The sequence below is a fragment of the Castellaniella sp. MT123 genome, assembly GCF_039614765.1.
Taxonomy (GTDB): Bacteria; Pseudomonadota; Gammaproteobacteria; order Burkholderiales; family Burkholderiaceae_B; genus Castellaniella.
Map to the genome: position 1 here is coordinate 1821344 of NZ_CP154879.1, position 22577 is coordinate 1843920.

General features: G+C 66.4%; 20 protein-coding genes. 5 read left to right on the forward strand and 15 right to left on the reverse strand.

All coding sequences use genetic code 11. The features are described 5' to 3' along the window. Nucleotides 1-37: 37 nt before the first annotated feature. From ligA to smc, 3 genes are read right to left on the reverse strand one after another with little or no spacing between them, the layout of a single operon-like run. Entirely contained in the window at nt 38-2146 is a 2109-nt protein-coding gene (gene ligA, locus ABCV34_RS08555; protein WP_345795806.1) for an NAD-dependent DNA ligase LigA, read from the reverse strand. Then, nucleotides 2143-3141, reverse strand: coding sequence for a cell division protein ZipA C-terminal FtsZ-binding domain-containing protein (locus ABCV34_RS08560; RefSeq protein ID WP_345795807.1), 999 nt, complete (start codon nt 3139-3141; stop codon nt 2143-2145). The genes ligA and ABCV34_RS08560 overlap by 4 nt, the downstream gene beginning before the upstream one ends. A 12-nt stretch (nt 3142-3153) precedes the next feature. Next, nucleotides 3154-6687: a chromosome segregation protein SMC gene (gene smc, locus ABCV34_RS08565; RefSeq protein WP_345795808.1), complete on the reverse strand. Its 3534-nt coding sequence runs from the start codon at nt 6685-6687 to the stop codon at nt 3154-3156. 186 nt (nt 6688-6873) lie between these two features. Here smc and lplT point away from each other — a divergent pair, with 186 nt between their 5' ends. After that, a complete protein-coding gene (gene lplT, locus ABCV34_RS08570) occupies nt 6874-8178 on the forward strand; it encodes a lysophospholipid transporter LplT (protein ID WP_345795809.1) in 1305 nt (434 codons plus the stop codon). A gap of 54 nt (nt 8179-8232) precedes the next feature. Here lplT and ABCV34_RS08575 read toward each other — a convergent pair whose 3' ends face one another. Both ABCV34_RS08575 and tsaB read right to left on the reverse strand, forming a co-directional pair. Beyond that, nucleotides 8233-9159, reverse strand: coding sequence for a uracil-DNA glycosylase family protein (locus ABCV34_RS08575; RefSeq protein ID WP_345795810.1), 927 nt, complete (start codon nt 9157-9159; stop codon nt 8233-8235). Beyond that, on the reverse strand, nt 9156-10397 hold the full coding sequence (tsaB, locus tag ABCV34_RS08580; protein WP_345795811.1) for a tRNA (adenosine(37)-N6)-threonylcarbamoyltransferase complex dimerization subunit type 1 TsaB: 1242 nt from the start codon (nt 10395-10397) through the stop codon (nt 9156-9158). The genes ABCV34_RS08575 and tsaB overlap by 4 nt, the downstream gene beginning before the upstream one ends. Nucleotides 10398-10515: 118 nt before the next feature. Between tsaB and ompR the strand changes: the two genes are divergently transcribed. Genes ompR through ABCV34_RS08595 form a run of 3 tightly spaced genes read left to right on the forward strand, consistent with a single transcriptional unit; the run spans nt 10516 to nt 13280 of the window. Continuing rightward, nucleotides 10516-11250 carry a two-component system response regulator OmpR gene (ompR, locus tag ABCV34_RS08585; RefSeq protein WP_345795812.1) on the forward strand — a complete coding sequence of 245 codons (735 nt, stop codon included), beginning with the start codon at nt 10516-10518 and terminating at the stop codon, nt 11248-11250. A 42-nt stretch (nt 11251-11292) separates the two neighbouring features. Then, a complete protein-coding gene (locus ABCV34_RS08590) occupies nt 11293-12684 on the forward strand; it encodes an ATP-binding protein (protein WP_345795813.1) in 1392 nt (463 codons plus the stop codon). Nucleotides 12685-12731: 47 nt separating this feature from the next. After that, nucleotides 12732-13280: a peroxiredoxin gene (locus ABCV34_RS08595; protein ID WP_345795814.1), complete on the forward strand. Its 549-nt coding sequence runs from the start codon at nt 12732-12734 to the stop codon at nt 13278-13280. Between the two features lie 13 nt (nt 13281-13293). On the opposite strand, the gene ispF is transcribed toward ABCV34_RS08595, so the two are convergent. Both ispF and ABCV34_RS08605 read right to left on the reverse strand, forming a co-directional pair. Next, a complete protein-coding gene (ispF, locus tag ABCV34_RS08600; RefSeq protein WP_345795815.1) occupies nt 13294-13812 on the reverse strand; it encodes a 2-C-methyl-D-erythritol 2,4-cyclodiphosphate synthase in 519 nt (172 codons plus the stop codon). After that, a complete protein-coding gene (locus ABCV34_RS08605; RefSeq protein WP_345795816.1) occupies nt 13809-14648 on the reverse strand; it encodes a 2-C-methyl-D-erythritol 4-phosphate cytidylyltransferase in 840 nt (279 codons plus the stop codon). The genes ispF and ABCV34_RS08605 overlap by 4 nt, the downstream gene beginning before the upstream one ends. 264 nt (nt 14649-14912) lie before the next feature. Here ABCV34_RS08605 and eda point away from each other — a divergent pair, with 264 nt between their 5' ends. Then, on the forward strand, nt 14913-15536 hold the full coding sequence (eda, locus tag ABCV34_RS08610; RefSeq protein WP_345795818.1) for a bifunctional 4-hydroxy-2-oxoglutarate aldolase/2-dehydro-3-deoxy-phosphogluconate aldolase: 624 nt from the start codon (nt 14913-14915) through the stop codon (nt 15534-15536). 63 nt (nt 15537-15599) lie between these two features. Here eda and ABCV34_RS08615 read toward each other — a convergent pair whose 3' ends face one another. From ABCV34_RS08615 to ABCV34_RS08650, 8 genes are all read right to left on the reverse strand, one after another. Beyond that, nucleotides 15600-16568 carry a D-glycerate dehydrogenase gene (locus tag ABCV34_RS08615; protein WP_345795819.1) on the reverse strand — a complete coding sequence of 323 codons (969 nt, stop codon included), beginning with the start codon at nt 16566-16568 and terminating at the stop codon, nt 15600-15602. Beyond that, on the reverse strand, nt 16565-17512 hold the full coding sequence (locus ABCV34_RS08620; RefSeq protein ID WP_345795820.1) for a sugar kinase: 948 nt from the start codon (nt 17510-17512) through the stop codon (nt 16565-16567). Before ABCV34_RS08620 ends, ABCV34_RS08615 begins: the two co-directional genes overlap by 4 nt. Next, entirely contained in the window at nt 17505-18293 is a 789-nt protein-coding gene (locus ABCV34_RS08625; protein WP_345795821.1) for a TIM barrel protein, read from the reverse strand. Before ABCV34_RS08625 ends, ABCV34_RS08620 begins: the two co-directional genes overlap by 8 nt. 9 nt (nt 18294-18302) lie before the next feature. Beyond that, a complete protein-coding gene (locus tag ABCV34_RS08630; RefSeq protein ID WP_345795822.1) occupies nt 18303-19067 on the reverse strand; it encodes an amino acid ABC transporter ATP-binding protein in 765 nt (254 codons plus the stop codon). Between the two features lie 20 nt (nt 19068-19087). Further along, a complete protein-coding gene (locus ABCV34_RS08635; RefSeq protein ID WP_345798741.1) occupies nt 19088-19870 on the reverse strand; it encodes a transporter substrate-binding domain-containing protein in 783 nt (260 codons plus the stop codon). Nucleotides 19871-19955: 85 nt separating this feature from the next. Beyond that, on the reverse strand, nt 19956-20615 hold the full coding sequence (locus ABCV34_RS08640) for an amino acid ABC transporter permease (RefSeq protein WP_345795823.1): 660 nt from the start codon (nt 20613-20615) through the stop codon (nt 19956-19958). Beyond that, entirely contained in the window at nt 20615-21286 is a 672-nt protein-coding gene (locus ABCV34_RS08645; protein ID WP_345795824.1) for an amino acid ABC transporter permease, read from the reverse strand. Before ABCV34_RS08645 ends, ABCV34_RS08640 begins: the two co-directional genes overlap by 1 nt. A 162-nt stretch (nt 21287-21448) precedes the next feature. Further along, a complete protein-coding gene (locus tag ABCV34_RS08650) occupies nt 21449-22402 on the reverse strand; it encodes a substrate-binding domain-containing protein (protein ID WP_345795825.1) in 954 nt (317 codons plus the stop codon). Between the last annotated feature and the right edge of the window lie 175 nt (nt 22403-22577).

Consider the following 22577-nt stretch of genomic DNA (forward strand, 5'->3'; position numbering starts at 1 on the left):
GGCGTAAAACAGTCCGGGGGATGCCTGACGTCCTGTGTTATCCAAGCAGCGCCAGCAGGCCGGCTTCGTCCAGCACCGGCACGCCCAGTGCCTGGGCCTTCGCCAGCTTGCTGCCGGATTCCTCGCCTGCGACCACCCAGGCGGTCTTGCCCGAGACGGAGCCGCTGACCTTGCCGCCCGCGGCCAGGATCCTGCGCGTGGCCTCGTCTCGCGTCAGGGTAGGCAATGTCCCGGTCAGCACCAGCGTCTTGCCGGCCAACGGCCGCTCACCGACCGGCGCGGCATCGGCCTGCGGTTCGACCCCCGCCGCATGCAGGGCGGCCACCACCTCGCGGTTGTGAGTCTCGGCAAAGAATCGCCGGATGGATGCCGCCACCACGGGGCCGACGTCGGGCACCTGCGCCAGATCTTCTTCGGTGGCGTCCATGATCGCCGGCAGGGACCCAAAATGGCGCGCCACGTCCCGCGCCGTGGTTTCCCCGACGTGCCGGATGCCCAGGGCATACAGCAGCCGGGACAATGCCGGGCGGCGGCTCTCGTTGATTTCACGCACCAGGTTTTGGGCCGATTTCAGGCCCATGCGGGGATAGGTGGACAGTTCCAGCTCGGTCAGGCCATACAGATCGGCCAGCGTGCGCACGCGCCCGGCATCGACGAGCTGCTCGATCAGCTTGTCGCCCAGCCCGTCGATGTCCAGGGCCTTGCGGCTGGCGGCATGCCACAGCGTCTGCTTGCGCTGCGCCGGACAGAACAAGCCGCCGGTGCAGCGCGTGATGGCCTCGCCTTCGGGGCGTTCGACCGCCGAACCACAGACTGGGCAGACCGGGCAGACCGCCAGCAGATCGAAGGGCAAGGCGCCAGCCGGCCGCAGATCCAGCACCGGCGCCACGACTTCCGGAATCACATCCCCGGCGCGGCGCACGATGACGGTGTCGCCAATGCGGATGTCCTTGCGGCGGATCTCGTCCTCGTTGTGCAGCGTGGCGTTCGTGACCGTCACGCCGCCCACGAAGACCGGCTGCAGGCGGGCGACCGGGGTCAACGCCCCGGTGCGCCCCACCTGCACGTCGATACCGACCAGACGCGTGGTTTCTTCCTGAGCCGGGAATTTGTGCGCAATGGCAAAGCGTGGCGCACGCGCCACGAACCCCAGCACGTCCTGCGCCCGAAGATCGTCGACCTTGTAGACCACACCGTCGATGTCATAGGGCAGGTCGGCGCGTGCGGCACCGACTGCCGCATAGAAACGCAGCAGCTCCGCCGCCCCCCGGCACAGAGTCCGTCCCGGACTGACTGCAAAGCCGAACTCCGCCAGCCAGTCGAGCATGGCGGCGTGGGTGGCATGCGGCCGCACATCCGTGCCGGCGGCGTCCTGGATCTGGCCCCAACCGTAGGCATAGAAACGCAACGGCCGGGTCGCCGTGACCCGGGGATCCAGCTGGCGCAGGCTGCCTGCGGCGGCGTTGCGCGGATTGACGAAGGGTTTCTCGCCCCGGGCCGTCTGGGCCTCGTTCAGACGGGCGAAATCGGCACGGGCCATCAGGACTTCGCCGCGCACTTCCAGCACGGCGGGGGCTTCCCCCCGCAGGCGCAGCGGCACGGATCGCAAGGTACGGATGTTGGCAGTGATGTCCTCGCCTTCGGAACCATCACCACGCGTCGCGGCCTGAGCCAGCATCCCCTGTTCGTAGCGCAGACTGACCGCCAGCCCATCGAACTTGTATTCGGCCATGTAGGCCACGGCAGAACCCGTGCGGCCGCCATCGGCGCCGGCGGACAGTGTGTCCCGCGGATCGGCCGCGTCAGCGTGGACAGCCCCCAGCAAACCGGATTCGGCCAGCGTGGTTGCGATACGCTCGTCGAAGGCTAGGATGTCTTCCTCGTCGAAGGCGTTGCCCAGGGACAGCATGCGCACGGCGTGACGCACGGGCGTGAAGTGGCTGACCGGCGCCGCGCCGACCCGCTGCGTGGGTGAATCCGGGGTGATCCAGTCGGGGTGGCCCTGCTCGATCGACTGCAGCTCCGCCATCAGGCGGTCATATTGCGCATCGGAGATCGACGGCGCGTCCTGAACGTAGTAACGCTGGTTGTGGGCCTCGATCTCGGCACGCAGTTGCAGCAGGCGCCGATGCAGGGAATCGGTCACGAGAACACCCGGGCCGTGCGTTCCGTGCCGGCCAGAAAGCCGGCCTGATCCAGCTGGTCATACAGGGCGCTGATCTGCCGGTCGATCGCGGGCACCGATCCGTCCTGAAACGTGCGGCCCTGATCGTCCAGCACGTGCGCATCCAGGCGCTGAGCCAGATCCCGGCCCACCGCGACCATGCGGCTGAAGGCCTGATCGTCGGGAATGCTATTGGGTACATCCAGCAGCAGGTCCACCCGGTGCGGGGGTTCCCCGGCCTGTTGATCCACCAGCAACACGAAACGCGGCAGACCATTTTCGGCCATCCAGGCCCATTGTCCGCGGGACTGCACGAAACCGACACCCGACGCCGCCTCGGTGATCGCCGGGACGGCGCGAGGCTGGGCCAGCTGCAGGATCAACCCGACCTGGGCATCCATGGCGGCGCAGCAGGCATCCAGATCGGCCGCTTTTTTCAGCACCACATCCTGGTCCGGGGCCTCGATCTGGCCGTCGAAGCGTTCCGCCAGATTCTGCGCCAGGGTCCACAGATTCGACCATTCGATCGCCGTCAGAGGGCCGCTGCGGTTGGCCAGCACCACGGCCAGCTGCAGCGACACATAGGCTTCGTCCGCCAGCACCTGGGTGCGATGCCCTCCCCCTTCCCGTTCCGCAAAGACGCGCACCGGCTTTTTCCCGACCTGCGAGATGGACTGCAGCGCCTCGGCCAGCGCCTCGCCCGGGACTGGATGGGCCAGCACAATGTCGATGACGGCCTCGCAGGCCGGATCGACTTCGGGGCTGTCATCCGCCGCCGCCACCGGCACCCGCTCGGACTCCCAGAGCCCCGGCTCGTGCCGCACGGGATTTTCCTGCATGAGCACATCGTGTTCGGACACTGGCTGGGTCGGCCGCATGCTGCGGCGCGCTCGCCAGTCCTGCCAGCCGTTGTACAGCAGGACGACGATGATCAGCGCCGCACCAATCGAAATCAGCAAAATCTGCAAGTCGCTCATAGAAAACCCCGTTCAAGCCGCCTCGGCGACCCATTGCAAAGCCGAATCCATATCCACCGCCACAATCCTGGATACCCCTTGTTCCTGCATCGTCACCCCGACCAGTTGACGGGCCATTCGCATGGCGATTTTATTATGTGAAATGAACAGGAACTGCGTCTGATCGCTCATGCCCCGCACCAGATTGGCATACCGCTCGGTGTTGGCGTCGTCCAGCGGCGCGTCCACCTCGTCGAGCAGACAGAACGGCGCCGGATTGAGTTTAAACAAAGCGAACACCAATGCCGTCGCCGTCAGCGCCTTTTCGCCCCCCGACAGCAGATGGATCGTGCTGTTGCGCTTGCCCGGCGGCTGCGCCATCACCTGTACACCCGCATCGAGAATTTCATCGCCCGTCATGGACAGACGGGCCTCACCGCCGCCGAAGAGCTGCGGAAACAGCGCGCCGAAATGCCCGTTGACCGTCTCGAAGGTCTGCGACAGGAGATCCCGCGTTTCCCGGTCGATCTTGCGGATGGCGTTTTCAAGGGTGTCGATAGCCGACGTGAGATCGTCACGCTGGCTATCCAGGAATCCCTTGCGATCGCGCGCGGCAGTCAGTTCTTCCAGCGCGGCGAGATTGACCGCGCCCAGCGATTCGATACGCCGCGAGATACGCTGGACTTCGGACTGCAGCCATTCCAGCCGCTGCCACTGCGCAGGCTGTTCGGCCAGATGCCGCCTCAAGGCCGCGCGATCGACCTGACGCGCGTCGAGCTGCTCGGCGAACTGTTCGACCGACAGACGCGAGGCCTGTTCCTTGAGTTGCAGTTCCGTGATGCGGGCGCGCAAGGGATCCAGCCCCCGTTCCAGCGCGAGGCGGCCCTCGTCGGCCTCGCGCAGCGCCGCCGCCAGTTGATCCTGCCGCAGGCGCGCCTGGCGCAGGGATTCCTCGGATGCGGCCCGGGCTTCCAGCGCCTGCTGGAGGCCCGCCTGGGCCATGGATTCGTCGAGATCGAAGAGTTCCCCCTGCAGGGACTCGAGCTCGCTGCCGGCGCGGCGCATCTGTTCGCCGGCCAGCTGCAGCGTCCGATGCAATTCATCGAGCCGGTTGCGCAGCGCCCGTACCGCATAGTCGGCCTCCTGGGCAGCTCGTTCGTGGTCGCGCCCCTGCTGGCGCGCCCGTTCGGCCTGGTCGGCCAGGGTCTCGACGTCCATGTCCAGCCCGGCCAGCGCTTCCTGCTGTTCAGCCAGTACCGCGTCGAGGGATTCGAAGCGCGCCTCGGCTTCCTCGCGCCGCGTCGCCAGCAGCGCCTGCTGGGCCGCGAGTTCCTGCAGATCACGGCCCAGGCGGCGGGCCTGATCGTCGGACTGCGCCATCTGCTGGCTGAGCTGATGATGCCGCATCCGGGCCTCGTGCTGCACCCGCATGCATTCGGCAATCCGCGGACGGGCCGACTGCAGTGCCTGAGCCAGCGTGCGGCAGGCTGCATCAGCGCGCGCATGCGCATCCAGCGCCGCATCGGCGATCAGCTGCGCCGCCTTGATTTCGAGCACCAGATCGTCGATCTGCCGCTGTCGGGCCAGGAGCCCGGCCTGCTCGGAATCCGCCGCATAGAAACGCACGCTGCAGGCATCCACCCGATGACCCGCCGGCAGCACCCAGACGCCACCGGCCGGCAGATCCGCACGACGGGCCAGCGCCCGCCCGAGGTCGTCCGCGATGAACACGTCCGTCAGCCAGGTCGCCAGCAGCGGCTGCAATTGCGGATCGTCCGCACGCACCCGATCCAGAAGGCGCGCCGCGCCCGTGGGGACGACCGAGGCGACAGGTGCCCGCACAGGTGCCTGATAGAACGCCAATCGCGCAGGCGGCGCATCCTGGGCGAACGCGCCGACATGATCCAGGGACCGCAATCCCAGCGCGTTCATGCGTTCGTGCAAAATGGCTTCCAGGGCGGTTTCCCAGCCGGCATCCACCTGGATGCGCTGCCACAGCCGGCCCAGACCGCCGAGTTCCTGGCGCTGCAGCCAGGGTTCCAGCGTGTCTTCGGACTGGATCTTTTCCTGCAGGGCGATCAACGCCTGACGGCGTGCATCCAGCCGTTCGAGATCAAGCCGGGCCGCGTGACCGGCCTGCTGCGTGCGCTGCAATTCGGATTCCAGTTCCGGCTGCTGCGCTTCCAGATCTCCGAGCCGGGCCTGCGCTTCTTCGAGGCGCGCGTCGGCGACGGCGCATTCACCGGCCCAGCGCTGCAATTCAGCTGGGTCCGGAGTACCCAGCGCCTGGCGCTCGGACTCCAGGCGCTGGCGGCGATCATCCAGGCTGCGCCACTGGTGGTCGGCATCGCGCTGCGACTGCGCGGCCAGCGCCAGATCCTGTTCGGTGCGCGACAGGGCGCGCCGCCGGTCTTCACGCTGGAGGTTCAACGCGCGCAACCGCGCATCGAGTTCGGGCAGCCCGTCCTGGGCGGACTGTGCCTGGATGGAGAGTTCCTCGGCGCGCGCGAGCGCCTCGTCGATCTGAATCTGAACGTCTTCGATCGCGCCCTGGCTGTGAGTCTGCTGATCGCTCCATTCCTGGACTTGAGATTGCAGTTGGGTACGCCGCGCCTGCAACCGGTGGCGGGACTCCACGACGTGGCGGATCTCGGCCTCCAGGCGGCTGACCTGGGCACCCGCCTCGTAGAGCCTGCCTTGCGCCTGATGGACCTCGTCGTTGGCGGAAAAATGCCCCTCACGCTGCGATTCCAGTTCGGATTCCAGCGACCGCAGACGCGCCACGGCGGCTTCCAGTTCGGCCTGCGCCTGTTCGGTTTCGACGGCCAGCGTCTGGCGACTTTCCCGGGCGGCCTGTTCGCGCAGCAGCCACAACACTTGCTGCTTCAGGTCGCCGTCTTCCTGCAGGGCCCGGTAATCGGCCGCCACCCGGGCCTGGGATTCCAGCTTTTCCAGCTGCGTGGCCAGTTCGCGCAGGATGTCATCCAGACGAACGAGATTTTCGCGCGTGTCCTGCAGCCGGTTCTCGGTCTCGCGGCGGCGTTCCTTGTAGCGCGACACGCCGGCGGCTTCTTCCAAATAGACGCGCAGTTCTTCGGGACGGGCCTCGATCAGGCGGTTGATCATGCCCTGGCCGATGATGGCGTAGCCGCGCGTGCCCAGGCCGGTTCCCAGGAAGATGTCGTGAATGTCACGCCGGCGCACTGGCTGATTGTTGACGAAATAGCTGCTGGCGCCGTCGCGCGTCAGCACGCGGCGCACGGCGATCTCGGCGTACGTGGACCATTGCCCGGCGGCCCGGCCCTGACTGTTGTCGAATACCAGTTCGACCGAAGCCCTGGCGGCGGGCTTGCGCTGGCCCGAACCGTTGAAGATCACGTCCTGCATGGACGCGCCCCGCAATTCCGAGGCCTTGGTTTCCCCAAGGACCCAGCGCACCGCATCGATGATGTTGGATTTCCCGCAGCCGTTGGGCCCCACCACGCCCACCAGTTCGCTGGGCGTGGGAATCACGGTCGGATCCACAAAGGACTTGAATCCGGCAAGTTTGATCTGCGTGAGGCGCACGGGTGTCTGGCTGGCAAAAATCGGTCAGGTCGCAACAGCGTATGATAACGCACCAAGGTGAGCGCCCGACCCGATAGGACGCACCGGACAGGGCGATGCGCATCCGCCAACCCGTTATACTGCAACTCCATTTTACAGTCGCGCACAAGCGTGCCGACCCGTCATCAACCACTTCGGGGTCCGCGATTGAACAAGGGCTTTTTCATGGTCATGGCCGCCCAGGCGCTGTCGTCCATTGCGGACAACGCCCTGCTCATCGCCGCCATCGGGCTGATCGCCGACCTCAGCGGGCCGGACTGGATGGCCCCCATGATGAAGTGGTGGTTCGCGCTGGCCTATGTCGTGCTGGCGGCCTTCGTCGGCGCCTTTGCCGATTCCTTCCCAAAGGGCCGCGTCATGTTCGCCACCAACGCGCTCAAGACCTGCGGCTGCGTGCTGATGTTCAGCTATGGCGCCTTCGGACTCAGCTACAACCACCAGCTGGTCCTGATTTTCGTGGCCTATTCCATCGTCGGTGTCGGGGCCGCGGCCTACTCACCGGCCAAATACGGCATCGTCACCGAAATGCTGCCACCTGAACTGCTGGTCAAAGGCAACAGCTGGATCGAGGGCCTGACCGTGCTGTCGGTCATCGTCGGCACGGTCCTGGGCGGACTGCTGATCAGCCCGGCGGTCTCCACCTGGCTGATGTCGTTCGCCTGGATGGACGCGCTGGTCAACAACACCGCCCAGAGCGCCATCCTGGTGATCGGCACGGTCTACGTGCTGGCCGCCATCTGCAACCTGCTGATTCCCGACACGCACGCCTTCTACCCTCGCCAGCAGACTCATCCGGCCGCTCTGATCCGCAATTTCGCATCCTACGTGCGCGTCCTCTGGTCCGACAAGATCGGGCAGATCTCGCTGGCGGTCACGACCCTGTTCTGGGGGGCCGGCGCCACGCTGCAGTTCGTCGTCATCGAATGGGGCGCCCAGCACCTGGGCTATCGCCTGGACCAGGCCTCGGTCCTGATGGGCGTGGCGGCCTTCGGCACCGTGATCGGCGCCGTTCTGGCCGGACGCGTCCCCCTGCGGCGCGCCCTGGCCGTCCTGCCGGTCGGCGTCATCATGGGCCTGGTGGTGCTGCTCATGCCCGTGGTCTACACGCCCTGGACCGTCTACTGCCTGCTGCTGCTGATCGGCGGCCTGTCGGGCTTTTTCGTCGTCCCCATGAATGCGCTGCTGCAGCATCGCGGGCATGTGCTGCTGTCGGCCGGGCATTCGATCGCCGTGCAGAACTTCAACGAACAGCTCAACATCCTGCTGATGCTGGCGATGTACAGCCTGCTGCTGTGGCTGGGTCTGCCGATCAACGCGATCATCGCCCTGTTCGGAATCCTGGTGGCCTGCCTGATGCTGGTGTTCATCCAGTGGAACCGCATGAACCACCGGGCCAATCCCGAACTGGAACACCTGATCGGCCAGGCCGGCCACGGCACCGCGCTGCATTGACGCGATACATCCCGAGGGTTTTCGGCAGCGCCTGACGCGGGAACCGTCAGGTTTTCAACGCGCCTCGTCGGCCGGCATGGCCCGCGCCGCCTGCGCCAACCCCACCAGGTCCCGCCAGGCTTCCGCCTTCAGGGCGGAACGCACCAGCAGCGAAGCCGGCTGATGCGTCACCCAGACCGGGATGTCCACGCCCGGGGCCGGCGCATAGTGGTATGGCCCACCGCGCAGCGTATCCAGATCGGACTGGACACCCAGCACGGCCTGGGCCGCGACCCGTCCCAGCGCCAGGATCCAGCGCGGTTGCAGCAAGGCGATCTCGCGGCGCAGATAGGGCAGACAGGCCCCCACTTCCGTGGCATCCGGCTCGCGGCCGACGGCGGCCCGGCACTTCACGACATAGGTGTGATGAACGGATTGCGCATCCGGCAACCGGACCGCCGCCAGCATGGCTTCCAGCAGACGACCCGCATCCCCCTGAAAGGGCAGGCCGCTGACCTCATCCTCGATGCCGGGCTGCTCGCCCACGATCAGATACCGGGGACGCGAAGCCGACCCCGCGCCGGGAACGGCCCGGATCCGCTGTTCATGCCGGACACACCGCCGGCAGGCCTGCACGGCCGCAGCCAGCGAGGGCAGGTCTGGCAGCGTGTCCCCCGGAATGTCCGTGCCGCCGCTATCCGAACCCGTCGAGCCGGCATCGCCCGGGTCCGCATCGACACGGGTGCGGGCAATGGCGCGCGCCTCTGGATGCGGCCCGTCGGCCGGGGGCCGCTGAGGCTGAACCGGCCCCTGGGAGGCGGCGACCGGAGGGGCTCGCAGGATCACCGGAGCCTGCGGATCCGCCCCAGCCTCTTCGGCCAGCCGGGCCTCGGGGGCCGGGCGCCGCACCACGCCCCGATCGGGCTGGACATCCAGCCAATGCATATCGACGCCTATTTCGGACAACCAGGCAGCCTGGGCTGGATGCAGCCGCGGCTTCATGCCGGCGTTTCCTGGAAAGTCAGCGTCATGATCCAGGCGTCTTCGCGCGCGCCGCGTTCAGCCGGATAATAGCCGCGCCGCGATCCCACCTGGTGAAAACCATGCCGCTGATAAAAGGCGATCGCCCGCGCATTGCTGGGCCGGACCTCGAGGGTCAGCGCGGGCAATCCGGCCCGCCGGCAATGCGCCATGCATTCCTGCAGCAGCCGCGTTCCAACCCCCTGGCGCTGAGCGTCCGGGCGCACACCGATGACCAGCAAGTGGGCGACGTCGGGCGCGTCCATCACCAGCGCGAATCCCAGCAAGGCCCCCAGCCGCCGCACGATCCAGCCCTGGTAGCCAGCCGCCAGACCGTCCGCGAAGTTCTTCCGCGTCCAGGGAAATGCCTGGACCTGCCGCTCGACGGCCGCGACCTCGTCGAGATCCGTGGCGTGCATGTCGTGCAGCGACAGGCGCGCCGCGTCGGACAGGGGATTGCCGCCCAGGCCGCTGGCCCGCTCGACCGTGGTGTAGGCGACTTTGTCGCGCACGTAGGCCGGCGCCGCCTGGGCGGCGTCGAATCGTTGTCCCTGCTGCCAGGCGCGCGCCGCCAGGCGGGCGATGGTCGCCGCATGCGCGTGCGCCGGCCCTTCGCCCCGCATCGCACGGGTGGCGCCAAGGGCTTCGAGTTCGTCCGCCAGCCCCGGGAACACGTCCAGCGCATCGCCATGGACCATCCAGTCGGCACCCGCCTGCATGGCCCACGCGGCCGATTCCGTGTCGGCCCAGGCGGCCACGTCCGCCCTGGCCAGGAGCGCGGGCGCCTGCAGTGTCGCCCAGTCCCCGCCCTCGCAGCGGTAGACGGCCGCGTAGACTTCGTTCATGCGGGCGTCCTGCAGCACCACGTGCACGCCGGGGATATCGTCGCGGGCATCCTGCACGGCGACGGCACAGAGGGAATCCACCGGCAGCATCGGGATGCCCAGCGCGACAGCCAGGCCCTGTGCCACGCCGCAGGCCACCCGCAGGCCGGTGAACCCGCCCGGCCCCTGACCGAAGGCGATGGCCGAGAGATCCTGACGGGCCAGCCCGGAATCCGACAGCAGTTCCTGTGTCATGGGCAGGATGCGTTCGGCATGACCGTCGCGGCCTTCGTGCTGCGCCACCCACAGGCGTACCCGCCCCCCCGCATGCGACAGCACAGCGACGCTGCACAAGGAGCTTGATGTTTCAAACGCAAGGATGTGAAAATCACTCATGACCGAATCATTTTAATGGAGGTCGGTCCCCACGAAACATGTCACGACCAAACGCTTATTGTGTAATTTGTTGTGATTGCCGCTGGTGCCATTTTCCCGGTCCTGTTACATTTTCCCCATGAACACACATAACCAGACCCTCACCCGCAAAATCCTCATCGTTGACGACGATCCCAGGCTGCGCGATCTGCTGCGGCGGTATCTGTCCGAACAGGGGTTCAACGTCTATGTCGCCGAAGACGCGAAGGAAATGGCCAAACTCTGGCAGCGCGAGCATTTCGATCTGCTGGTGCTCGACCTGATGCTGCCCGGCGAAGACGGCCTGTCGATCTGCCGTCGCCTGAGAGGCAACCACGATAACACGCCCATCATCATGCTCACAGCCAAGGCCGAGGAAATCGACCGTATCGTGGGTCTCGAAATGGGCGCGGACGACTATCTGACCAAACCTTTCAATCCCCGCGAACTGCTGGCGCGCGTCAACGCGATCCTGCGTCGGCGCGGTACGGAAGAACACCCCGGCGCCCCCAGCCAGGAAAACGAGTCCGTCGAATTCGGCCCCTACGTCCTGAACCTGTCCACCCGGACCCTCACGCGCAGCGGGGAATCCGTGCCCATCACAACGGGCGAATTCTCGGTGCTCAAGGTCTTTGCCCGCCACCCCAAGGTCCCGCTGTCGCGGGACAAGCTCATGGAACTCGCGCGTGGCCGCGAATACGAAGCCTTCGACCGCAGTCTGGATGTGCAGATCTCGCGCCTGCGCAAACTGATCGAGCCCAACCCATCCAAGCCGGTCTTCATCCAGACAGTCTGGGGACTGGGCTATGTATTCGTGCCAGACGGCGGCCAGTAACCATCCCACGGCCCGCCCGGGAAACCCCGGCGGGCCTGTGCCATGACACTTGCCAAACGAATCCGCCGCGCCGTCCTGGCCCGGCTGCGCATGGGGCTGTTCACCCGTTCGTTCCTGCTGATCGCATTTCTGATGCTGGTCAGCCTGGGCGCATGGCTGCAAATCGTCTTCGACATCGAAGAAGGCCCGCGCGCCACCCAGCTGGCCCAGCGCATCGCGACTACAGTCAGCATTACCCGTTCGGCGCTGGTGTACGCCCCGTCGAAAGTGCGCCCCGCCCTGCTGCTGGATCTGGCTACCCAGGAAAGCTTGCGGGTGCAGCCGCGCGAATCCACCGATGTGCCGGAATCTCTGCCTCACACGACCTACTGGGACAATGTCGAATCGGAAATCCGCAACCGCCTGGGCTCGCAGACCGCCATGATGTGGTCGGTCAACCAGGTACCCGGCATCTGGATCAGTTTTCACATCGACGACAAGCAATATTGGCTGGTGTTCGACCGGGACCAGTTGCGCCTGACCACGGGACGCGAATGGCTGGGTTGGGTGGCCGCATCGCTGATGCTCGCCCTGCTGGGGGCCGCCATCAGCGTGCGCTTCATCAATCATCCCCTGGCCCAACTGGCCAAGGTGGCGCAGCAGCTGGCGCGCGGTGAAACGCCCACCCCCCTGCCCGAAAAAGGGCCGATCGAGATCCGCGACATGAACATCGCGTTCAACCGCATGGCCCGCGACCTGCGCCAGAACGAGGCCGACCGCGAGATCATGCTGGCCGGCATTTCGCATGACCTGCGCACCCCGCTGGCACGGATCCGTCTGGAAATCGAGATGGGCCACATGAGCGACGAGGCCCGCCAGGCGATCGACGAGGATCTCGCGCAGATCAACCACAGTATTGGCCAGTTGATGGAATACGCCCGGCCGGCCGGCCAGGTCCCCGAAACCGGCATCGACGTGTCCCGGGTGCTGCAGGACATGCTGGAGCGCGAGCGCAGCCACACCGAATCGCTGGGCGGCGAGCTGCAGTCCGGCATCGAGCCGGGCCTGCAGGCCCGCATCAGCGCCAACGACCTCAAACGCATCGTCAGCAATCTGATCGAAAATGCGCGCCGCTACGGCCGCAGCCCCAGCGACGACCGCGCCCACATCACACTGCGGGCCTACCAGACCGGCAACCTGCTGCGCATCGAGGTCCAGGACAGGGGAATCGGCATTCCCCACAACGACATCCAGCGGCTGCTGCGCCCCTTTGCGCGCGGCGAATCGGCCCGCACCGGGGTCAGCGGCGCAGGGCTGGGGCTGTCCATCGTGGAACGCCTGTTGGGCCAGGTGGGCGGCAAGCTCGAACTCATCTCGCAACCGGCGCAAGGACTGCTGGCGCGTATCGAAATCCCCAAGGCGAAGGCGCGGCCGGCCGACAAGGCCATGGCGTAGAATGGCGGGGCGGCCCCATGTCGGCCGCACTCAACACAGGAGCCCCGATGAAAACCATAGGCGACAAGCTCGAGGCCTTCCGCGTCACCGGTGTCAAACCCGGCTTCAACCAGCACGAGGAAAATGGCGTTTCAGCCTTCGAGGACATCACCGAATCGTCCTTCCCGGGCAAATGGAAGGTGATCTATTTCTACCCCAAGGACTTCACCCTGGTCTGCCCGACCGAAATCATCGGCTTCAATGCCCTGGCCGATGCCTTCGAGGAACGCGACGCCATCCTGATGGGCGGTTCCACCGACAATGAATACGTGAAGCTCGCCTGGCGGCGCGAAAACCCTGAACTCAGCAAACTGAACCACTACCAGTTCAGCGACACGACAGGCGCGCTGATCGACCAGTTGGGCATCCGCGAAAAAACCGAAGGCGTCGCCCTGCGCGCCACCTTCGTCGTCGATCCGGACAACGTCATCCAGCACGTTTCGGTCAACAACTTCAATGTCGGCCGCAGCCCCGAGGAAACCCTGCGCATCCTGGATGCGCTGCAGACCGACGGGCTCTGCGCCTGCAACCGCGCCATCGGGGGTGCCACGCTCTAGAAGTCACCCAGGGTCAGGACCGCCCCAGCAGGGCCACGGCGCTGGCGGCGATCCCTTCCCCACGGCCCAGGTAACCCAGGCCCTCGTTGGTCTTGGCCTTGATGTTGACCATGGCCGGCTCGATGCCCAGGTCCGCCGCGATGCAGACGGCCATCGCCGCGGCATGCGGGGCGATCTTCGGCGCCTGCGCATGCACCGTCGCATCCACGTTGACCACGACCCAGCCGGCATCCCGGGCCATCCGGGCAGCCTCACGCAGAAACAGCCGGCTGTCGGCCCCGGCCCAGCGCGGGTCGCGATCGGAAAAGTGGCGGCCAATGTCGCCCAGCCCGGCAGCCCCCAGCACGGCGTCCGTGACCGCGTGCAGCAGCACGTCGGCATCCGAATGCCCGGCCAGGCCGCGTTCGTAGGGAATGTGCACGCCACCGATGATCAGCGCCCGGCCCTCGACCAGGACATGCAGGTCATGGCCCTGCCCGACCCGAAAGGGAAATGGATGCTGCGAAGAGTTTGCCTGCTCTGATGGGGTCATGATGGGTTCCCTTCGGATGTTCCGCCTGGGTCCGCAGGCCGATGCGACCGCCCGCGCAGCCAGTCCTCGAACCAGTCGAAGTCTTCCGGCCAGGTAAGTTTGTCATTTTCCCGGGCGCCACGCACCAGCAGGGGCGCCTGTCCGCCGGACAGTTCGACGGCCGAGGCTTCGTCGGTCACGCGGGGGTCTTCGGCGCAGGCGGCCAGCGCCGCCCTCAGCACCCCGGCGCGGAACATCTGCGGCGTCTGCGCCAGCCACAAGGCATCCCGGGAGAGCGTCAGGGCGACCTCTTGCGCAGACGCTGGAGCCGGTCGCGATGAACGGTCTGACGCCGGTCGGGATGCATCCTGGCCGACCACGTCCGATACGACCGCACCCGCCCCATGATCCACGGACCGCGCGCGCTTGACGGTATCAGCCACGGGTTGCGCCAGCAGGCCGCCGCGATCCAGCCGCCAGCAGGCATCGATCAGTCGCGCCAGCGCCGATACGGGCAGCCCGGGACGGGCGGCATCATGCACCAGAACCCAGGCATCATCGGCCAACACCGCATCCTGCAAGGCGGCACGCACCGTGGCTGCGCGCGTCGCCCCGCCGCATGGGCGCCACACCGTGCGCGGCAGACCGGCCAGCGCCTGATCCACCCAGCGGTCCTGCGCGGACACAGCCACACGGACCTGCGTGACGCGGGGGTCGGCCAGCAAAGCGCGCACGGCGCGCCGCAGCATCGGTTCGCCGGCCAGCAGGCGATACTGCTTGGGCACGCCGTCCGGGGCGCGTCCCGCGCGTTCGCCGATGCCAGCGGCAGGCACGATCGCAATCAGGGGACCGGTCATCGGAACACCCCCGGACCAGCCTGGGGGCGCGCCACGGAAAAATGTGTGCGGGGGTACATGAGCGGCGATTTTAGCCCACACACAAGCCTCCCAAGCGCGGGTTGCGCCTTGCCATGCCCCTCATCCGGCTTTTTGCCCATCAATCCAGTGACGGGAATATCTGTCCGGATCAGAAAGTAGCCTGACAGTCAAAATCACAGCAAGATCCAATCAATCTGGATTTATATGTAGAATAGCTACATTCAAATCCAATCTTTACTCCTCATGAATGCTCTTGAACTCGTCAAACTCAGCCCTGTCATGCCCGTCATCGTCGTCCAGGATCTGGACAGCGCCGTGAGCCTGGCCCGCGCCCTGGTCGCGGGCGGAGTCCGGACACTGGAAATCACCCTACGGTCGGCGGCCGCGCTGGATGCGATCGCAGCTATCCGCGACCAGGTCCCGGAGGCCCTGGTCGGAGTCGGTACCGTGCGCACACCGCAGCAACTGGAAGCCGCGCAACGCGCCGGCGCCTGCTTCGGCATCAGCCCCGGGCTGACGGAAACGCTGGCGCAAGCGGCACAGGCCTCGGGTCTGCCCTTCCTGCCGGGGGTTTCGACCGCGTCGGAAGCCATGCGCGCGGCGGAACTCGGCTTCAATGTCCAGAAGCTCTTCCCCGCCGAGGCTGTGGGCGGCGCAGCGCTGCTGAAGGCCTGGCACGGCCCCCTGCCGGATCTGAAGTTCTGCCCCACCGGGGGCATTCATGCCGGCAACGCCGCCAGCTATCTCGCCCTGCCGAACGTCGCCTGCGTCGGCGGTTCCTGGCTGACCCCGACGGCGACGGTCGCGGACCGGCAATGGGACGTCATCACGAGCCTGGCCCGCGAAGCCTGCGCGCTGGCGGCCTGAAACGGATGCCCCGTCCGGTTGAACCGCATCGGGATTAGCCGACGGGAATACCGGCTATCAGGATCACCCCAGCGGGTAGGCCGCCAGGGGCGCCTCACCCCGCAACACATTGAGCAAGTTGGTGACCGCCATCTCGGCCATGGCCGTGCGGGTTTCGTGCGTCGCCGAGCCGATGTGCGGCAACGCCAGGATGCGCGGATGATCGCGCAGGGGCGAATCCAACGGTAACGGTTCGACGTCGAAGACGTCCAGCCCGGCGGCACGCAACCGGCCGCTGTCCAGCGCATCCAGCAAGGCGCGTTCCTGGACGATCGGACCGCGCGCGCCATTGATCAGGATCGCGCCGGGCTTCATGCGGGCGAATGCCTGAGGTCCGATCAAACCCCGGGTCTGCCCGGTCAGGGGCAGAACCAGAACGATGAAGTCCGCGCATTCCAGCAGTTCGTCCAGCCCGACAGCACGGGCCTTGCCATCCGGCAGTCCGCTGTCGGCGGGGCGGCGGCTATGGTGGAGCACCGGCATGCCGAAGCCCAGAGCCGCCCGACGCGCCAGCGCCTGGCCGATGCGGCCATACCCGACGATGCCCAGCGTCTTGCCGTGCACGTCCCAACCGTATTCGTCGGCGCCGACATTGTGCAGCCATCGACCCGCGCGGACCATGGACGACATCTCGCACATCCGGCGGCTCGTCGCCAGGACCATGCCGAACAGCAAGTCGGCGACCGATTCCGTCAGCACATCCGGCGTATGGCATAGCACAATGCCCCGGTCGCGCAAGGCATCCAGCGGATAGGCGTCGACACCCACCGAGATGCTGGACACCACCCGCAGCCCGGGCGCCCGATCCAGCATGGCGGCATCCAGACGGACACTGGATCCGATCATGCCGTCCACATGCGGCAGCGCCTCGAAGAACGCAGCTCGCTGATCCTCGCGGCGAGGATCAGCCTGGATCACGTCATGCTCCCGGCGGATCCTGTCGAGCTGAGGCCCCGGCAGATCGCGATAGACGAGAACGCACCGGCGTGTCATGACAGCCCCGCTTGCACCAGGACCGCACGGGTGGGCAGGCCCTCGGTATCCCCGAGAACCTGCACGGCCCGCGCGCCGATCCAGGCGCCACGCGCCACGGCGTGCGGCAGATCCCTGCCTTCGAGCAGACCGCTGATCACGCCCACGGCAAAGCCGTCACCCGCGCCCACGGTATCTATCACCCGTTCGACCGGGCTGGCGGGCACGTAACCGCGACGGCTTCCGTCATCGTAGTAAGCGCCGTCCGGGCCGAGCTTGACGACCACCACGCTCGCGCCCAGATCGAGGTAGAAGCGCGCGATCGATTCCGGCTGCTGCGATCCGGTCAGCAAGCGGCCTTCCTCCAGTCCGGGCAGCACCCAGTCGGCCAGGGCGGCGAGCTCATGGATGCCGGCGCGCATGGCGTCGGTCGACGCCCAGAGCGTGGGACGCAGATTCGGATCGAAGGAAACAGTCCGGCCCGCGTCCCGCATCAGGCGCATGGTCTGGCGCGTCACTTGGAAGCTGTCGGCGGACACCGCCGCGAACACCCCGGTGGCATGCAGATGGCGGGCGCTCAGCAACCACGCGGGGTCCACGTCTGCCGGCGCCATACGGCTGGCGGCGGAACCCGCCCGATGATATTCGATGGGCGGGTCACTGCCGTCGAGCACCTGTCCCTTGAAGAGCATGCCGGTGCGTTCCCCGGGCACCAGGGACACATGGGAACAGTCCACCCCCTCGCCCTGAATGCTGGCCAGCAGATAGCGGCCCATGGAATCCTGCCCCAGACGGCTGCCCCAGCCGACCTTCAGGCCCAGACGCGCAAGCCCGATGGCCACATTGGTCTCGGCGCCCGCCGTGCGTTTATGGAAGGTATCCACCTGTTCCAGCGGCCCGGGCTGCGCGGCCACCAGCATCATCATCGCCTCGCCCAGGGTGACGACGTCAAAAGCATCATTCATGAAAAACACACTCCCGTTGGCGCAGCGCGTCCAGCGCGTGGCGGGTCACGTCGGCCAGATTCGCGCCCACCAGCGGATATTCGATGGCCCGTGGCGCATCGGCGGGCAACGCCCGCAGCACCGCGCGCCAAGGTGCGGCGGACGACGCCAACGGCACCGCGACCCAGCGGTCCGGACGGCGCAGCACGCCCTTGCAATGCACATAGCGCACCCGCGACGCGAATGCGCGCGCGGCCTGCAGGGGGCATTCTCCCACCCAGTGCCAGTTGCCCATGTCGAAAGTCATCCCCAGCGGCACGCCGGCGGCATCGGCCGCGTCAAAGAAAGCCTGGAGCGCGGGCACACTGCCTGCCGACTCGGTCTGGTCGTTCTCGATCAACAGCATGGTCCGGCTGCCCGCCAGCAAGGCACGCAGGACATCCAGGCCCACCGGGAAACGCGGCCGATAACCGCCGATCGACATCTTCAGGACCCCGGCACGCAGCCGGGCGGCGCGGGCCAGTCCTTCGCGGACGGCGGATTCGTCGAAGCCACCCGCCGCATCCCACATTCCCTGGGCGCTGGAATAGACGCAGGCCATGCCTGTCTCGTCCACCAGCACCGCCAGTTCGTCGAGCTCGGCCGGGTCGTCGCGCAGCAGCTCGCTGCGCACCTCGACGCCATCCGCGCCCGCAGCCCGGGCCAGATGGGCGAATCCGGCCTGGCCGTGCCGACGAACCTCGTCGGCGCCATACGCCGTCAGGGAAACGAGTACGCTTCCCGCGGGAGCCAACCTGTGCATGCCGTTTCCTCAGTGATTCAGGATCTGACCGAGGAAACTACGCGTCTTCTCGTGCTGAGGATGACTGAAGAACTGGTCAGGCGGCGCCTGTTCCACGATCTTGCCGTCGGCCATGAAGATCACGCGGTCGGCCACGCTGCGGGCGAACCCCATTTCGTGAGTGACGCACAGCATGGTCATGCCGTCGCCGGCCAGGCCGATCATGGTGTCCAGGACTTCCTTGACCATTTCCGGATCCAGCGCGGAGGTCGGCTCGTCGAACAGCATGACCTTGGGGGTCATGCACAGTGCCCGGGCGATGGCCACGCGTTGCTGCTGCCCCCCTGACAGCTGGCTGGGATATTTGTGCGCCTGCTCGGCGATGCGCACGCGCGACAGATATTTCATGGCCAGGGCTTCCGCCTCGTCGGCCTTCAGCCCGCGCGACCGCATCGGCGCCAGCATGCAGTTGCGCAGCACCGTCATGTGCGGAAACAGGTTGAACTGCTGAAAAACCATCCCGACCTCCTGCCGGACCGCATCCACCCCGCGCCCATCTGGGTTCAGGGTGATGCCGTCGACCACGAGCCGGCCATCCCGGAATGTCTCCAGGCCGTTGATGCAGCGGATGAGCGTCGATTTCCCCGAGCCCGAAGGCCCGCAGATCACGATGCGTTCACCGGTCTCGACCGTCAGATCGATGTCGGTCAGGGCATGAAACTGCCCGTACCATTTATTGAGCTTGCCGATCTGGATGATCGGGGCGGCGGTGTCCGGAGGCTGGCTTGTCGTCATGGCGAAGGGTCGATTTTCGATCAGGATTGTTTCAGCTCGGGCAACGGGGTGCCGAGCCACTTCTGATAGAGTTTGCTGAGCTCGCCGTTCTTGATGTTGCGGCTGATCAGCTCATTGACCGCCTTGACGGTTTCCGGCTGGCCCGGACGCATCGCCACGGCCATTTCCTGCTGCAGCAGCACGAACTTGTTGTTGAAGCGATTCGGCGCGCGCTTGGCGATCCCCGCCGCCACCGTCGTGGAGCAGCCGATCGCATCGACCTGGCCGGACAGCAGGGCCTGCATGGCCGAGGCATCGTCGTCGAAACGGCGGATGTTCGCGTCCTTCGGGGCGATCTTGGTCACAGCGATGTCCTGGGTGCTGGCGCGCGCCACGCCGATCCGCTTGCCGGACAGGCCTTCAGGACCGGCGATCTTCAGATCCTTGCCACCGAACACCACGATCTGGGCGGCGGAATACGGCTGCGAGAATTGCACCTGTTTGGCCCGTTCGGGCGTGATTGCCAGCGAAGCGACCAGCATGTCGACCTTGTCGGTCAGCAGATACGGGATGCGGTTGGGCCCGGTGACCGGGACGATCTTGACCTTCACGCCCAGGTCCTTGGCCAGGAGTTTGGCGACGTCGGCATCGTAGCCGTCGGGCTGGTTCTCGGCGTTCATGATGCCAAACGGGGGGAAATCGACCAGCATGCCGACCGTCAGCTCGCCCTTCTGCTTGACCTGGTCGATGGTTTCAGCGGACGCCGCCGGCGCCAGGCCAATGGCCAGCGTCGTGCAGGCAGCCAGCAAAGTGGCGCCCAACATGCCGCGCAAGGTGTGACTCTTGAACATAGGATGTCTCCAGAAAGTGTCGGCCTGAGCCGGAATGAGGCTGGATGCGCCCCGAAAATTATGATCCGCGCGCCTGGGATGTCGCCAGGCGCCGTTCCATCCGCCCAGCCAGCAGCGACAGCGGCCAGCACAGCAGGAAATACAGGGCAGCCACGATGGAAAAAACCATCATAGGTTCGAATGTGGCGTTGTTGACGATCTGCCCGGCCCGGGTCAATTCGGTGAAGCCGATGATGGCCGCGAGCGACGTGCCCTTGATGACCTGCACCAGGTAGCCAACCGTGGGCGGCACGGCGATCTTCAGTGCCTGCGGCAAGATCACGTCACGCAACAGATAACGGTATTTCAACCCCAAGGCGGCGGCGGCTTCCCATTGGCCCCGGGGGACCGCCTCGATGCAGCCACGCCAGATTTCGCCCAGGAATGCGCCTGCATTCAGGGCCAGCGCGACGGCTGCGGCAACCCAGGGATCGACCTCGAGGCCTATGACCGGCGCGCCGAAGAACACGAGAAACAGCTGCAGCAGCAAAGGAGTGCCACGAAACAGCTGGATGAAGCCGACGGAGATGGCCCGCGCGATCCGGTTCGTGCCCGTCCGCGCCAGCGCCGCCGCGAGACCGACCAGCCCGCCGCCGATGAAAGCGACCAGCGACAGCAGCACGGTCCATTGGGTGGCCTGGACGATGTACCAGAAATCAGAAGTTCCGAATGTCCGCATCACCGACCGTCCGGATAGTGCAGGAACCGGGTGTGGATCCGGTGGAAGACATAGGAAAAGAACAGGGTCAGGAGCAGGTAGATCACGGTGATGACAATATAGATCTCGAAGCTGCGGAAGGTGTCGGATTGCAGGGTAGCCGCCACCGAGGTCAGGTCATCGGCGGAAATGACCGATACCACGCTGGAGGCCAGCATCAGCAGGATGAACTGGCTGGTGAGCGCCGGATAGATCGTGCGCAGGGCGGGTTTGAGGATGATGAAGCGGAAGATCTCCGCGCGGGTCAGGTTCAGCGCCTGGCCTGCCTCGATCTGCCCGCGGGGGACGGCCTCGATGCCGGCACGCACGATTTCGGTGGCATAGGCGCCCAGGTTGACCACCATGGCCACCAGGGCCGCCATGTAGGGCGACCAGCGCACGCCGATGGCCGGTAGCGCAAAGAAGAAAAAGAACAGCTGGACGAGAAACGGCGTGTTGCGGATGAGTTCGATATAGATCTGGATCACGGCCCGCACCGGCGCCGGCCCGGATGTCTTGCCCCAGGCGCACAGCACCGCCACCACCCCACCGAAAATCATCGCCAGGGCGGACAGCTGGATCGTCATCCAGGTGCCGTGCAACAGCAGCGGCCAGGCCTCGAGAACAGGGCCGAACTGGAAGGTGTAATTCATGGGACCGTGGAAATCCGTATCTGAAGATCTATGAAACCGGTTTCAGAATATTAGGACAAGCGACAGAAGACAGGAAATCAGGGTTTACCCTGAAAAACGACTGAATGTCATGATGATCCGTTATCACCCTGCCGACGGAAATAGGCCTATCTGCGCGACTGATCAGCCCAGGCGCGTCGAACCGCGCGCCATCAGAGCGCCAGGCAGGCGGATGGCGCGGGCGGGGGAATCCAGGCCCGCCATGCGTTCGATCAGGCATTGAGCGGCCAGGCCGCCCAGCGCGTCCGTCGGCTGTGCCAGCGCGCTGATCCCCGGCCCGACATACGGCGCCCAGGGGGTGTCGTCGATGCCGATCAGGCCGATGTCCCGACCCAGCCGCCAGCCCAGTTCCGCCACGGCGGCGACGATCCGCATGGTGACGACCGCGTTGCCGGCGATCAGAGCGGGCGGGCGGACCGCCCGGGCCCGCAGGTCACGCAATGCGCTCAGCAGCCCGGCGTGATCGCCCACATGCGTCTCGATCCAGCGCCCCTCGATCCGCCCCGACAACGAAGTCCGCAATGCGTCGAAAGCCTGCACACGTTCCTGCCGGGAACTGACCCGGTCCAGCGGCTCGCTGACGAACAGGAACTCGCCGTAGCCGGCCTCGACGAGGTGTTCGACGCACGCGCCGATCGCCTGCCGGTTGTCCAGGGACACGAAATCGACATCCAGCCCCTGGCGCAGGCGATCCACCAGCACGACCGGTCGCCCCTGCAGAGCCTGAGCCACCACCGCGCCCGGCTCCAGGCCCATCGTGTTGAGGATGAACCCCTCGACCTGATACGTGGACAGGACTCGCAGGCCGACACTTTCGCGTTCCTGGTCGTTGCCGAGATTGAACAGCATCATCAGGAATCCCGCCTGGCGGCAGGCCTGTTCCGCGCCGCTGAGCACCGCCACCGAATAGGGGTTGGTGATATCGGCGACGACGAGCCCGACCAACCGCGAACGCCCCCGCTTCAGGGCCTGGGCCATCGGACTGGGGCTATAGGACAGGGCCTGGATCGCAGCGGCGACCCGCTGGGCGATCTCCGGCGACAACAGGGCGTCGCGGTGATTGAGGAAACGGGACACAGTGGCCTTCGAAACCCCCGCGTACCGGGCCACGTCTGCGATGGTCGCACGGGGTGCGACGCCCCGGTTCATACCGTCGGCCATTGAAAAGCGGTGGCGGCGCTGTCGGCATGGGCGCGGGCCACGATGCGTTCGGTCACGGACTGGACGACGGATTGCGGGGTCATGTCGGTAT